At 60.6% G+C, this 14257-nt stretch carries 6 protein-coding genes and 2 pseudogenes; all 8 read left to right on the top strand.

What is annotated here, in order from left to right; all coding sequences use genetic code 11:
- Positions 1–4 precede the first annotated feature (4 nt).
- The 8 genes and pseudogenes from NVV94_RS03465 (at position 5) to NVV94_RS03430 (ending at position 14244) form a co-directional block, all read left to right on the top strand.
- Positions 5–1156 carry an acyl-CoA dehydrogenase family protein gene (locus NVV94_RS03465; RefSeq protein ID WP_258445859.1) on the top strand — a complete coding sequence of 384 codons (1152 nt, stop codon included), beginning with the start codon at positions 5–7 and terminating at the stop codon, positions 1154–1156.
- A 685-nt stretch (positions 1157–1841) separates the two neighbouring features.
- The gene (locus NVV94_RS03460) at positions 1842–3554 is read left to right on the top strand and encodes a ShlB/FhaC/HecB family hemolysin secretion/activation protein (RefSeq protein ID WP_258445858.1); all 1713 of its coding nucleotides are present in this window, start codon (positions 1842–1844) and stop codon (positions 3552–3554) included.
- A 23-nt stretch (positions 3555–3577) separates the two neighbouring features.
- Entirely contained in the window at positions 3578–10918 is a 7341-nt protein-coding gene (locus NVV94_RS03455) for a DUF637 domain-containing protein (protein WP_258445857.1), read from the top strand.
- A 1-nt stretch (position 10919) separates the two neighbouring features.
- Positions 10920–11201, top strand: a complete 282-nt coding sequence (locus tag NVV94_RS03450; protein WP_258445856.1) for a hypothetical protein — start codon at positions 10920–10922, stop codon at positions 11199–11201.
- A gap of 154 nt (positions 11202–11355) precedes the next feature.
- Positions 11356–11559: pseudogene (locus NVV94_RS03445) on the top strand (transposase); the annotation flags it as partial.
- A 111-nt stretch (positions 11560–11670) separates the two neighbouring features.
- Positions 11671–11949, top strand: coding sequence for a hypothetical protein (locus NVV94_RS03440; RefSeq protein WP_258445855.1), 279 nt, complete (start codon positions 11671–11673; stop codon positions 11947–11949).
- A gap of 258 nt (positions 11950–12207) precedes the next feature.
- A pseudogene (locus NVV94_RS03435) lies at positions 12208–12411 on the top strand (IS30 family transposase); the annotation flags it as partial.
- Between the two features lie 252 nt (positions 12412–12663).
- Positions 12664–14244 (top strand): hypothetical protein, encoded by a 1581-nt coding sequence (locus tag NVV94_RS03430; RefSeq protein ID WP_258445854.1) that lies wholly within the window; start codon positions 12664–12666, stop codon positions 14242–14244.
- Positions 14245–14257: the final 13 nt, after the last annotated feature.

Raw genomic sequence — 14257 nt, 5'->3', positions numbered from 1 at the left:
CGCAATGCACGATATCGAATTGACCGAAGAACAACGCATGATCCGCGACATGGCGCGCGACTTCGCCCGCAGCGAAGTCGGCCCGCATGCACAGGCCTGGGAGAAGGCCGGCTGGATCGATGATGCCGTGGTGGCGCAGATGGGCGAGCTGGGCCTGCTGGGCATGGTGGTACCGGACACCTGGGGCGGCAGCTACACCGACTATGTGGCCTACGCCCTGGCGGTGGAAGAAATCTCCGCCGGCGACGGTGCCCTCGGTGCGCTGATGAGCATCCACAACTCAGTGGGCTGCGGCCCCTTGCTGAAATACGGCACCCCCGCGCAGCAAGACAGCTGGTTGCCGCTTCTGGCCAGTGGCCAAGCGATCGGCTGCTTCTGCCTGACCGAGCCCCAGGCCGGCTCCGAAGCGCACAACCTGCGCACCCGCGCCGAGCTGCGCGACGGCCAGTGGGTACTCAACGGCGCCAAGCAGTTCGTCAGCAACGGCAAGCGCGCCAAACTGGCCATCGTCTTCGCCGTCACCGACCCGGAGCTGGGCAAGAAGGGCCTGTCGGCCTTCCTGGTGCCGACCGACAATCCCGGATTCGTGGTCGACCGCAGCGAACACAAGATGGGCATCAAGGCCTCCGATACCTGCGCGGTGACCCTGAACAACTGCACCATCCCCGAGGCCAACCTGCTGGGCGAACGCGGCAAGGGCCTGGCCATTGCCCTGTCCAACCTGGAAGGCGGCCGCATCGGCATCGCCGCCCAGGCCCTGGGCATCGCCCGCGCCGCCTTCGAGGCCGCCCTCGGCTATGCCCGCGAGCGCGTCCAGTTCGGCAAGCCGATCATCGAGCACCAGAGCGTGTCCAACCTGCTCGCCGACATGCACACCCGGCTCAACGCCACCCGCCTGCTGGTACTGCATGCCGCACGCCTGAAAAGCGCCGGGCAACCGTGCCTGTCAGAAGCCTCCCAGGCCAAGCTGTTCGCCTCGGAAATGGCCGAGCGCGTGTGCTCCAGTGCCATGCAAATCCATGGCGGCTACGGCTATCTGGAGGATTACCCGGTGGAGCGTTACTACCGCGACGCGCGCATCACTCAGATCTACGAAGGCTCCAGCGAGGTCCAGCGCCTGCTGATCGCCCGCGAGCTGGTCCACTACGTGCTCTGAGCCCTCCGGCCGGACGCGCCCGCTGCGTCCGGCTGGCCCGCATCATTTTCAGCAATGCCGACTTTTCTTTCTCTTCTCATCGTTAATCTCTGCAAGGTCGACTGGGTCCTTATGATGTTTGAGGAACCCTCGGTCCTTGACGTTCAAGCACCACCCTGCCGTCGGTCCACTTTGTGGCCAACGAATGGGTTTCGACATTACAAGGAGCAAAGCAGGAGTAGGCATTGCACAAATAAGAAAGCCCGCACTGGGCGGGCTTTGGGGAGAGTTCAGGTGTAGGTGGCCGGTGCTGGTTTCCGGCTTACAAGGTTTACTGGGCTTCTGACAGGAAGAACCTGTGTTCTTCTGCTTCACACGGCTATCGGGGCCTGAATCAATCTGGCCGTGCACCCTAAGGAACGTGCCCCTCGCTTCCTCGCTATCCTTCTTGCGCATCAGTCTGCGTCTTCACCTACACCTTTACTTTAGCAAAAGTCCGACGCGGCGGGCGGGCTTTTTTAGATCGTTTTGGCCCGGGCCGGTTAGCGCTGATAACGTCACTCCAATTTCTCACGCAGGCTTCACGCCTGACCACTCTCGGAGAATTCCTGCACGCCGATCGGAAGACGGCAAATTGACGCCGCAATAATGGCACATCAATATCGCGCCTCTTTTTTCCTCTTGCGGATATTTCCAAGGATTGATCATGGCGTTACTCGGCCCAGGGACGAGGGTGAGTGTGTGGGTGTCCGTGCTATTTTTCGGGGCAATCAGCCACGTGGCGGCCGCGCCGACACCCGGTGATCAGGACCTGATCCGCGACCGGCAGAACCGCCTGCTCGAGGAGCAGCAGCGCCGACTCGAAGAGCTCAAGGAGCTGCCCGGCAAGGCATCGGCCCCCAGTGCACCTGCCGCGCCCATCAACACCGACTGTCTTTTGATCAAGACCATCGAGCTCAAGGGCGCCGACAGTCTGCAACCCGCTGCCCGTGAGCGCCTGACCCGGCCCTATGCCGGGCAATGCCTGGAGGTTGCCCAGCTCAACGAACTGCTCAAGGTCATCACCGATCACTACATTGCCAAAGGCCTGGTGACCAGCCGCGCCTACCTGCCGCCGCAGGAGCTGTCCAGCGGTCAGCTGAGCGTGCGGGTGGTCGAAGGCAAACTCGAGCGCCTTGAGGGGGCCGAGGGCAGTGGCCTGTCGGCCCGGGAACTGGCGATGAGTTTTCCCGGCCGCACGGGCGAGCTGCTCAACCTGCGCGAGATCGAGCAACTGGTGGACCAGCTCAACCGCCTGCCGTCCAACAAGGCACAGGTGGAATTGACCCCCGGTGACGCCGTCGGCGGCAGCAATGTGCGGGTCAAGAACGCCGCGCAAAAGCCCTGGCGCGCCTCGCTGTCGCGCAGCAACGGCGGCCAGCAGAGCACCGGCGAGCAGCAGTGGGGCGCTGGCCTGGACTGGGACAGCCCGCTGGGGTTGGCCGATCAGCTGGTAATGCGCGGCGGGCATGATGCCCAGAGCGACCATCAGCATGGCTCCAACAATGCCCTGCTGTATTACAACCTGCCCTGGGGCTGGTGGAACTTCAATTACACCTACAGCCAAAGCGAGTACCGCTCCCTGGCCCAGGCCAACGGCTTTGACTTCAAACAGACCGGCGACAGCCAGAATCACCAGCTGCAGGCCGAGCGGGTGATCCATCGCGATGCCGTCAGCAAAACCGCGCTCAACGCCGGGCTGTCCTGGCTGCGCACCAACAACTTCGTTGAGCAAAACCGGCTGCGCCTGAGCAGCAACCGGATCAGCGAAGCCCAGTTCGGCATCAACCACGGTCGGCGTATCGGCAATGCCTTCGTCAACCTTGACCTGGGTCTGCAGAACGGCATCGGCGCCTTCGATGCCCAGGGCGATGGTCATCCGGGCCCCGGTAAGGCGACTGCGCGCTATCGCAAGTACACCGCCACCCTCAGCTACCTGCAAAGCTTTCAGCTGCTGGGCGAGTCCTTCGGCTTCACCAGCCTGGCCACCGGCCAGCGCAGCGAAGACGTGCTCTACAGCCCGCAGCGCATAAGCCTGGGCGGGCAAGCCTCGGTGCGCGGTTACAAGGACCAGGCACTGTCCGGGGACAGCGGCGGCTACTGGCGCAACGAACTGCGCTGGGCCCGCCCCGTGACCTGGGACTGGCTGCGCCCGGTACTGGCCGAATACGGCAGCAGCCTCGGTTACGACCAGGGTGTGATTCGCGGCGACCGCTACAACGGCGACCAGCATGGCCGGGTTTCCAGCAACTCGCTGGAGCTGTTCGCCCGTGGCCGCTACCTGGCCGCCAGCGTGACCTTTGCCCACTCTCTGGAACGGCCGGATGCACTGACCGAGCGCGAAGCGCCTATCTATTTCCGCCTGGATTTCTTTCTTTAAGCCCCACGTTTCGAGACTTTGACATGGACGCCCGTCAATTTGCCTTCCTGGCACGCCAACCTTCGGCGGCCCTTGTTTCGCGTGAACGCTTTTGGGGAATGCCCAAGCGCGGTATCGCGCTGATCCTGGCCAATGCCATGTTCTGGCAGCCGTTGCTGGTGCAGGCCGAAGCTATCGCGATCAGCGGGCCGGGCACCGGGATCGACCAGGCTGCCAATGGCGTCCCCATCGTCAACATCGCCGCGCCCAATGCCAGCGGGCTTTCGCACAACCAGTTCCAGGACTACAACGTCGGTGCCAATGGGCTGATCCTCAACAACGCCACCGCCCGCACCCAGGCGACGGAGCTGGGCGGCATCATCCTCGGCAACCCCAACCTCAGGGGCCAGGCAGCGGCGACGATCCTCAACGAAGTCACCGGCAGCAACCGCAGCCAGCTCAACGGCTACACCGAAGTCGCGGGGCAAGCGGCGCGGGTCATCGTCGCCAACCCTCACGGCATCACCTGCAATGGCTGTGGCTTCATCAACACGCCACGGGTGACCTTGAGCACGGGCAAACCGATCATCGACAACGGCCGGCTGGACCGCTTTGCAGTGGATGGCGGCGACATCGCCATCGAAGGTGCCGGGCTCGATGCGAGCAAGATCGACCAGTTCGACCTGATCACCCGCAGCGCCAGAATCAACGCTGATCTCTATGCGAAAAAGCTCAACGTCATCACCGGGCGCAATGACGTCGGTGCCGATAACCTCAGCGTAATCGCCCGTGCCGAAGACGGCAGCGCCAAGCCGCACCTGGCCATCGACAGCTCGGCCCTGGGCGGGATGCATGTCGGTGCGATCCGCCTGGTGGGCACCGAACACGGTGTCGGTGTGAAGCTGGACGGCAACCTGGCCGCCAGTGCCGGGGACATTCAGATCGATGCCAACGGCAAGTTGACCCTGGCCAAGGTCAGTGCCAGCACGGCCATCGACGTCAAGGCTGCCAGCCTCGATGCCCGGGGGCCGGTCTATGCCGGGACGCAACTGCACGTGCAAACCGCCGCGGAACTGGTCAACCGGCAGAGCCTGGTGGCCAGGGACAAGGTCGTCCTGACCGCCAAGGGCCAATTGACCAACCAGGGCGTCATCGAGGCAGGCGTCAATGCCGACAACAGCCGCAACGCCAGCGGCGATGTCACGCTAGACAGCCAGGCATTGAGCAACAGCGGCAGCATTGTCGCCAGCCGCACGCTGCAGGTGCAGGCCGGGCCGCTGCTCGACAACCAGGCCGGCGTACTCCAGGCCAATGCCGTGCACCTGCGTGCAGCCAGGTTGGTCAACCAGGGCCCGGCTGCACGCATTCGTGGCGAAACCAGCCTGGTGCTCAACACCCCGGCAGTCATCAACCTGCAGGGCTTGATTCGCTTTGGCGATGGCCAGGCCGCCGACGTTTCGCTCGACAGCCTCGACAACCGTCAGGGGCGCATTGAAGTGGCCGATGGCAGCTTCAAGCTGGTGGCCCGCGAGCTGAACAACGCCAACGGCACGATCATTGCCGACAGCCTGGACATCATGGCAGACCAGATCGGCAACCAGGCGGGCTTGATCGCGGCAGGCAAGGGCCAGGCCAGACTCCAGGCCGCCGAAAAACTCGAAAATGCCAACGGCAAGGTCCAGGCTAAAACCCAACTGACGTTGACCGGCAAAGCGCTGCTCAACCAGGGCGGCACCCTGCGCGGCAAGCGCGTGGACATCCAGGCCGATACTGTCGACAACCGCAACCAGGGCCAGATCAACGCCGGCGCTGACGGCTTGCTCATCACCGGCAGCACCGTGCAGAACCAGAACGGCTTCATGCTGGCCAACGGCGGTCACGCCGAACTTGAACTCGGCGCCGGCACCCTGGAAAACCAGGGCGGCACGCTTCAGGGCGACAGCCTCACGGTACATGCCGGCGACGTGCAAAACAGCGCCCTGGATGGCAAGGCCGGGCTGATCTCCAGCGTGGTGGGTGAGCTCAAGCTGACCATTGCCAGGCTGACCAACCAGGCCGGCAAGATCTTCGGCAAGACCCGCATCACCTTCGACGGCTCGACCCTGGATAACCGTGCCGGTGGTGAACTCAGTGGCAATGATCTGGTGCTCGCTGCCGGTACCCGGGTACTCAATCAGGGCGGATTGATCGAAGCCGGCAATAAACTGGTACTGACCGGTGGCAGTCTCGACAACAGCGCCGGGGGCCAGGTTCGGGCGCTGGCTGGCGACTTGAGCCGGATCGAGTTGCTCGGTGACCTGAACAACCAGGGCGGCAAGATCGACATCGGCAGCCGTGCGTTCAACCTCAAGGCCCGTCAGTTGAACAACATCGCCGGGCGGGCCCAGCACGCCGGGCAAGGGCTGTTCAGCCTGAACCTTGCCAGCCTGGCAGGCAGCCAGGGCAGCCTTATTGGCCTGGGCAGCGGCAACTGGACGGTGGGCAGTGTCAACCGCGTCGGGCGCTGGCAGCTCAATGGGGCGTTGACCTACACCAGCAGCCAGGCACTCGCCCTGGGCGTCGGCGAGCGCATCGCCAGCGCCACCGGCTTGAACGTGAACGCCGCCAGCCTGAGCAACGCCGGCGAACTGCTCAGTGACGGCAACCTCGCCGTTACCCTTGGCGGGGACCTGGTCAACAGCGGCCTGATTTCGGCGCAACAGCAACTGACCGTCAATGCCAACAACCTCAGCCAGAACAATGGTCGGCTGGCCAGCGCCGGCGACACCCAACTGACGCTGCGCGGCAACCTGGACAACCTCGGTCGACTGGTCGCCAACCGCAACCTCACGGCGTCGGCACTGCGCATCGACAATCGCGGCACGCTCGGCGCGCTGGGCCAGGTCAGCCTCAGTGCGGCGAACGGCATCAACAATGCGGCAGACACCCTGCTGTTCAGTGGCGGGGCGATGGCGCTGCGTGGCAACAGCCTGAGCAACGACTACGGCGATATCTACAGCCGCGGCGACCTCAGCTTTGCGGCCCTCGATGGCGGCCAGGCGGCATCCTTCAGCAACCTGTCCGGCACCCTCGAAAGCGAAGGGAACATGGACCTCAAGGCCATGAGCCTGGAGAACGCCAAGGCCGACTTTCAGATCCGCAAAGGGTTGGGGGGCGCCACCTTGAGTTGGGTGTGTGGCCAGCACTGCGGCGGGCACGACTCGTTCAAGCGCGGCTTGATCACCATCACCAGAGTCTTCGATGAGCAAGTGCTCGCCGACTCGCCCTCCTCGCGCCTGGTCGCCGGCGGCAACCTTTCCATCCAGGCCGGGCGCGTCGAGAACCGCTACAGCCTACTGGCCGCCAACGGCAATCTCGACATCAGCGCCACCCGCCTGCTCAACCAGGGTGCCGCTTCGCGCTCCGGCACCCACATCGTGGAAATCGGTACGCCGGGCAGAATCCCCACCGCCGACTGGGACCAGATGGAGTACGTCGACGTCCCGGCCTTCAACGCCGCCGTCGCCGCCGGCCAATTCGACGAGGCCCGCTTCGAGGAACTGGTCGCACGCTCCGAGGGGCCGTTGTTCAGCCTGATGAGCGATGTCACCACCTGGAACGAGAACGGCAACACCGTCTACGCCGCCACGTTGCAGGCCGGTGGGCGTGTCAACCTGAACGTCGCCGAGACCCTCCAGAACGGCACCCTGCACGACAACACCTATGCCCAGCTGACCGGAACGCTGGGCAACGACCAGACCGGCGCGAAGGTCGGCGGCCTCAACATCACCCTCAACAAACAGAGCAGCGGCACCACTGCCCAGGCGCCCAAGGACGTACAGCGCATCGAACGGGTCGACGCCGATGGCGCGATTCAGGTCAGCTTCGTGCCCGTGGACTTCAGCGGCGTGCCCTTTGCCGCTATCGACCCGACCGCCTTGTCGAGCTTCCGCCTGCCCAGGGGCGAATACGGTCTGTTCGTTCGCAACCCGAGCCCGCAAGGCCGTTACCTGATCGAAACCAACCCGAGCTTCACCCAGCTGCCGAACTTCATGAGTTCCGACTACCTGCTGGGCAAGCTCAACTTCAACAGCGACGCTGCCTGGCGCCGCCTCGGCAACGGCCACTATGAAACCCGCCTGATCCGCGACGCCGTGCTGGCCCGGACCGGCCAGCGCTTCCTCGCCGCCGGCCTGACCAGCGATGACGAACAGTACCGCTACCTGATGGACAACGCCCTGGCCAGCAAGCGCGCCCTGAACCTCAGCGTGGGGGTCAGCCTGAGCGCCGAACAGGTCGCGGCCCTGACCCACGACATCGTCTGGATGGAAGCGCGCGTGGTGGAGGGGCAGAAGGTCCTGGCCCCGGTGCTGTACCTGGCCCAGGCCGAATCGCGCAACGTGCGTGGCGGCAGCCTGATCCAGGGCCGCGACCTCAACCTGATCGCCGGCGGCGACCTGACCACCGTCGGCACCCTGCGCGCCAGCCATGACCTTAGCGCCATCGCCGGCGGCAGCCTGTTCCAGGGCGGCCTGAGCGAAGCCAACGAACGCCTCACGCTGCTGGCGCAAGACACGATCCGCAACGCCATGGCCGGCGAGATCCGCGCCAACCAGGTCAGCCTGACCGCGCTCAAGGGCGACATCATCAACGACCGCAGCGCCATCCAGGTCAGCCAGGGCGCCGGGATGCGCACCCTGGTGGACGCGGGCGGCCGGATCAGCGCCGGCGACCAATTGCGGATGAGTGCCGGCCGCGACCTGAAACACCTCAGCCAGATCAGCAGCGCTGGCGACGCCAGCCTAACGGCCGGCCGTGACCTCAACCTGCTGGCGGTCACCGACGCCAGCGAGACCCACACCAGCGAGAACGGCGGCCACCGCTACAGCATCACCACGGAGGTGAAAAACCTCGGCTCCAGCGTCACCAGCGGCGGCAACCTCAGCCTGGAAGCCGGCCGCGACCTGAACCTCGTCGCCAGCCGCGCCACGGCCGAAGGCGACCTGAACGCCAGTGCGGCCCGCGACATCACCCTGGCGTCCGCCGGCGACGAACACAACGTCGAAACCCGCAGCAAGGACGGCAAGAAACGCCTCCACGAAGAAGACAACCACACCCGCCAGCAGGCCGCGCAATTCAGCGCGGGCGGCAGCGTGCTCAGCATCGCTGGCCGCGACACCACCCTGATCGCCAGCCACATCAGCGCCGGTGACGAGGCTTACATCTACACCGGCAACCACCTGAACCTGCTCGCCGAACAGAACAGCGACTACACGCTGTACGACCTGCAGAAAAACGGCGGCTGGGGCAGCAAGCAAACCCAGCGCGACGAAGTCACCCAACTCACCCATGTCGGCAGCGAGATCAAGAGCGGCGGTGACCTGACCCTCGTGAGTGGCGGTGATCAGCGCTACCAGGTGGCGAAGCTGGAGAGTGGCCAGGACCTGACCATGGAGAGTGGCGGCAGTATCACCTTTGAGGGGGTGAAGGATCTGCGTCAGGAGAGTCATGAGAAGAGTAAGGGCGACCTCGCTTGGAACAGTGCCAAGGGAATTGGCAGCACCGATGAAACGCTGCGACAAACAGAGATGTTTGCGCAAGGGCAGTTAGCGATTCGCGCTGCGGGCAAGGTCACGATAGATGTAAAGGAAATCAATCAGCAGACGGTGAGCCAAGCGATTGATGCAATGGTTGAGGCCGAGCCTCAACTGGCCTGGATCAAGCAAGCCGAGGCGAACGGCCAAGTGGATTGGCGTCTGGTGAAAGAGGTGCACGACAGCTGGAAATATGAAAACTCAGGATTAGGTGCCGCGCCGGCACTCATCATTGCGATTGTGGCCAGTATGGTCATTGGTCCCTTGAGCGGAGCCCTCGTCAGCAATTTCGTGGTGGGCACGATCAACGGTGGCGGCGACATTGGCGCGGGCTTCAAAGCTGCAACCAGTAGTGATGCAATCAAAGGGTATGCCACTCAATGGGCGACGGGGTACGCCTTGAACGGCCTGGACAGTTACGTTTCGGGCTGGCAAACGAACGGTGCGCTGATCCTCAATGGCAATGGAATCAATAATCCCGGCTTCTCATCGAGCCTGTTGGACTGGAACACCGTCAGTCAGAACGTATTGCGGAGCGGTGCGCATGTACTGGTTTCGGGGGGAATCAACACCGCCATCAACGGCGGGAGCCTGAAGGATAACCTGGGCACTGCGCTGGTATCGGAGGGGCTCGATTTAGCGGCTGCGTTTGGTAACAAGCAAGTGGGTGATCTGGCCGAGTACTTGAAAGTTGATCCAGGTACGGCTTCAAAAATCCTGATGCATGCACTGCTGGGTGGTGCGCTGTCGGCTGCGAAGGGTGGGGACTTCACGACGGGCGCTCTGGCAGGCGCTGCGACCGAAGGCCTGACGCAGGCCACAACTGATGCGCTGGGCAAATACCTGGATGCGCGGTTTGCCACGGATGATCAATTCAAGGTTGGTGCAGCGCAGATAATCGGTATTCTTGCTGGATCCCTTGGCGGCGGGGACCCTGCGACTGGAAGTTGGATTGCGGGGAATGCCGAGCGTTATAATAGACAGTTGCACTCAGATGAGAAGGCATTGGCTCGCAAGTTAGCTGAGGAGAGCGGCGGGAAATATAGCATCGAAGAAATAGCGGCACAGCTCCGACTATCTTCTATAAAGGGCACGAATATTACACCAGCTACCGATATGGTGGTTAAGTCTGAAGGCATCTATGACCATGATGGTAATTGGATATCCTTGGGCGATAATAATTTTGTTCAGAACCTCAATGATGCAGACAAAGAGATTATTGCCTATATAAAACAGAGCACCGATGCGTACACTTGGACTCTTGAGGCAGAGACTGGTTTTTCATCACTAACTCAGCCTGACTGGTCGAAATATGCTCAGAATGGTACTGGCAATAGGGATCGACTGACAGGCTATCCTTTGGACGAAAATGGTGGCTACAGAGTGCCCGTTGCTATCGAAGGAGTTTTTTATAGCCCCCGGTTCCTGTCTTGTGGAAATGCCGAGTGTATAGCAACAGGTGCAAATATTGATTTCGGTGATGCGAACACTCTGCGCTGGATTAAAGCCGCAGATACAAAGATGATTGAGGATCTTGGAACTGCTTTGAGTGCAGGGGCAATCGTCACTACTGGAGGGGTATCTGCAGGGATGTCGAGTGGTTCGACAATTGCATCATTTCTATCCGGGTATTTAAAAAGCGATCTTGCTAAGGTGTCAACTACCGCTATATTAAGTGATGGATTTGAGCGTTATGCCATTGCCAGAGGAATGTCAGCAGGTGATGCTTTAAAAGTGTCGAATGCATTGGGTGTTTCAGGGGCATGGAATAAACTTTTCGATAGTTCCAAAGAACTGCTTAAGGCGGATTGATATGATCAAGGCTTTGCATAAGTATAGTAATTTTCTTGGCGGGGTGCTGATTGCTGCTTCTCTGGCAAGTTGCTTCTATAGATTCGGTGGAGATTGGAAGAAGTTCTTTACTGTTTTAGTGGTGCAGTTGTGGTTTGCTCAGGCTATCTACGGATATTTAAAAGGGGGAAGAGTATCTATTGGTCCGGGCGGGCTAGAGAAGGATGCAGATCCAGTATGGCGGGCTATATTGGCAAGTGTCGCCTTACTGGTTTATCTGGTAGTCTTTTTTTTGGAATTCTAAATTTTATTTGGCTTCAAGCATTATATGTCGAGGGAAATATTTTCAGATATAAGCGTTTGTTAATGGTAACTATGTATTTGGCGGAAATTGGTCAGCACTGGAGGGGGAAGATCAGCTGGGCAGATTGTATGAAAACACACTGAAGGTGGTTTGCGGCAGCAATGAGAATATCAATGACTTGATTCGCCAGTACTTGCCCAAAGGCACGGATCTGTCAATACACAGTCAGGACGTGCTGGACGCCATCGCATACGAACTCAATATTCGCCCTCGCAAACGCTTCGGCTTCAAGTGCTCGATTGAAGTGATTACAGAAGTGATGGATATGTATCATGCTGCGCCGCCTTCAACTCAATAACTGTGTTGCACTCAGCTCCTGCAACCGCCATTACTAATGTTTTGGGAGTTGCGGGTGTTTGGGATACACTAGTCGATAAGGCAGGTGAAATATTTAAGGCGGATTAAATGAATGGTTTTTTATATAAATATAGATTTTTTCTTGGGGGGGGCGTTGGCTCTTGCTTCTTTGGTGAATTGCTTTGCTCGATATGATGGGAGTTGGAAAAGGTTTTTTACTATTCTGATGGTCCAGCTATGGTTTGCTCAGGGTGTTTATAATTATTTAAGAGGTGGAAGGGTTGCTATAGCTCCTGGAGGGCTGAGTAAGGATGCAAACCCCGAATGGCGAGCAGCGCTGGCCGGTTTTGCGTTATTTTTATATGTAGTTGTGTTTTTTTTAGATATATAAAATTTGAAATTAGATAGTAATCGGGACAGATCACGGTTTTTTAATGTCGGTCAGTCGTGATCTGCCCGCTATAATTAGGAAATAGGGGACAAGGAAATAGAGGAAATAGGGGACAGACCACGATTTCTCAAGGCTTGGCTAGGTTTAAAGCGTCATGATCTGGAAAAAGGTAATTATGTATTTGGTGGAAGTAGGTCAGCACTGGAGGGGGAAGATCAGCTGGGCAGATTGTATGAAAACACACTGAAGGTGGTTTGCGGCAGCAATGAGAGTATCAATGACTTGATTCGCCAGTACTTGCCCAAAGGCACGGACCTGTCGATACACAGTCAGGAGGTGCTGGACGCCATCGCATACGAACTCAATATGCGCCCTCACAAACGCTTTGGCTTCGAGTGCCCAATTGAAGTTATTACAGAAGTGATGAGTACCCATCATGCTGCGCCGTCTTCAATTCATTAACCGTGTTGCACTCGGCTTATGCAACTGCCCAAGAATATAGGAATTGAAGTGACCTGCATGGGTCGGCAGCTTGAATTGCACCACACAAAAACAAGATGCCCTCCCCATGCAGGCCGTCCGATTTTTACACAGCGCCCACCGGCATCACCAAGCCCTGGCATGGCTAGTCCAAATAGCCGATGCCCGCACGGCACGGCTGCGGCTTATTGCGTATTGCGTACAACCTTCCAGCAATAAAATCGCGAGGCCTCGATGCGTGCTCCACTCCTGATTGCCCTGCCCCTGCTCGGCGTGCTCAGCGCCTGTTCCGAACCGCATGACCCCGTGCCGCTGGCCAGTGAGAGCAATGCACCCGCGCTGATCGGTGCCGCCGCCACGGCCCACCCGCTAACCGGTGCGATTCCCGCCAATCCGTATATGGCCGCCAACGGCAGCAGCTACATGCACGCCGATGGCTATAGCTCCGACTCGCACCCGGGCCCAGGGCCACTGGGGCGGGAAATGCAGGTGAACAGCCGCGACGGCAGCCGCAAGCCGGGCGGCATGTGTCCGATTCACACGTTCGATAGCCAAGGCCGGTTGGTGGTGCTGTGTGCCAACCTGATGCAGTTCGAGCTGCAGTTGCTCGAGCCACGCACCCTCAAGCTGCTGGCGCGCTACCCGCTGCCGCCGCGACCGTCCACCTTCCATGCGTTGATTACCCTGGACCCGGACAAGATCATGGCCGACACCTCCGGCGCCTATTTCTATGTTGATGAGCAGGATCGCGTGGTCATCGCCGATGCCGAACAGCACATCCAGCGCATCGCTCATCGCCAGGACAGCACAGGCCGCTGGGTCTTCGAAGAAGTCGACAGCTGGGACCTCAGCGACAAGGTCCCGCACGACTGCGCACGCCCTACCGCCTGGTTTCCAAAAGGCGAGTGCGACCCCATCACCGGGGTCATGCCCGATCACCAGGGCTTGATCTGGTGGATAACCCGGCGTGGCCGCATCGGCACGCTGAACCCGCACACCGGTCAGGTCCAGGGCAGCCAATTGGTCGGCGAAGAAATCCAGAATGGCCTGTCGGTCGCCGCCGACGGCGTCTATCTGGTGTCCGACCACGCCATGTACCGCTTCGCCGCCGATGCCGACGGCAAGCCGGTGCAAGGCTGGCGCGAAGCCTACGACCGGGGTACCGCGCGCAAGGTCGGGGCCATCAATCAGGGTAGCGGCACCACCCCGACCCTGCTCGGCAGCCGCTACGTGACCATCACCGACAACAGCGACGAGCGCATCAACCTGCTGGTCTATCGTCGCGAGCAGAATTTTGCCGGTGACCGTCTGATCTGCAAGATACCGGTGTTCGGCAAAGGCGCCTCGGCGACCGACAACTCAGCGATCGGCTGGGGTCGCTCGATCATTCTCGAGAACAACCACGGCTATACCAGCGCCTTCGCGCAGAAGGACTGGCAGGCGGTCAGCGGGGGCATCAGCCGTGTCGACATCCGCGAAGACGAATCGGGGTGTGACCTTGTCTGGCAGTCGGCCGAGCGTTCGCCGTCGGTGGTGCCCAAGCTGTCGGTGGCCAACGGCCTGGTCTACTTCTACACCTACGAGCCGCAGCCCGAAGGCGAGAACGCCTGGTACCTGATGGCGCTGGACTTCGAAAGCGGCAAAACCCAATTCAAGGCCCTGAGCGGCGTGGGCCAGGCCTTTGACAATAATTGGTCGCCCATCACCCTGGCGCCGGATGGCACTGCCTATGTCGGCACCTTCGGTGGCCTGGTCGCGCTCTGGGACAAAGGCGCAAACGCTGCGAGCGAACAGCCACGCCTGACTGAAAAGTAGCCCCGGGTAAAAG

It is taken from the genome of Pseudomonas sp. LS1212 (assembly GCF_024741815.1).
Classification (GTDB): Bacteria; Pseudomonadota; Gammaproteobacteria; order Pseudomonadales; family Pseudomonadaceae; genus Aquipseudomonas.
Note: the sequence above shows the minus strand (reverse complement) of the source record. Positions and strands in the feature narration are given on the sequence as shown.

Bases quoted from the DNA above. Each gene is read 5' to 3' on its own strand.
- NVV94_RS03465 (WP_258445859.1), top strand. From the start codon at position 5: ATGCACGATATCGAATTGACCGAAGAACAACGCATGATCCGCGACATG.
- NVV94_RS03460 (WP_258445858.1), top strand. From the start codon at position 1,842: ATGGCGTTACTCGGCCCAGGGACGAGGGTGAGTGTGTGGGTGTCCGTG.
- NVV94_RS03455 (WP_258445857.1), top strand. From the start codon at position 3,578: ATGGACGCCCGTCAATTTGCCTTCCTGGCACGCCAACCTTCGGCGGCC.
- NVV94_RS03450 (WP_258445856.1), top strand. From the start codon at position 10,920: ATGATCAAGGCTTTGCATAAGTATAGTAATTTTCTTGGCGGGGTGCTG.
- NVV94_RS03440 (WP_258445855.1), top strand. From the start codon at position 11,671: ATGGTTTTTTATATAAATATAGATTTTTTCTTGGGGGGGGCGTTGGCT.
- NVV94_RS03430 (WP_258445854.1), top strand. From the start codon at position 12,664: ATGCGTGCTCCACTCCTGATTGCCCTGCCCCTGCTCGGCGTGCTCAGC.